Raw genomic sequence first — 233 nt, 5'->3', positions numbered from 1 at the left:
CGAGTCCCGGGTTGCGTGCGGCCGTTCCCGAGGCCCTCCAGGCCCAGCGAGGTCATCATGGTCATCAAACCGCGTGTGCGCGGCTTCATCTGCGTCACCACCCATCCGGTCGGCTGCGACGCCGCCGTCAAGCAGCCGATCGATTACATCCAGGCCCAGCCGAAGGTGCCGCATGGTCCCAAGCGGGTGCTGGTGCTGGGTGCGTCCACCGGGTATGGCCTGGCCGCGCGCAT

Annotated in this window: 1 pseudogene; it reads left to right on the top strand. The window is 68.7% G+C overall.

Features of this window, described 5'->3' with window-relative positions:
- Positions 1 to 57: 57 nt before the first annotated feature.
- A pseudogene (locus tag ACQG3P_RS24375) lies at positions 58 to 233 on the top strand (bifunctional NADH-specific enoyl-ACP reductase/trans-2-enoyl-CoA reductase); the annotation flags it as partial.

Source organism: Stenotrophomonas sp. SrG (assembly GCF_050031795.1).
GTDB classification, from domain to species: Bacteria; Pseudomonadota; Gammaproteobacteria; order Xanthomonadales; family Xanthomonadaceae; genus Stenotrophomonas; species Stenotrophomonas rhizophila_A.
This window is presented reverse-complemented; position numbering and strand designations above follow the sequence as displayed.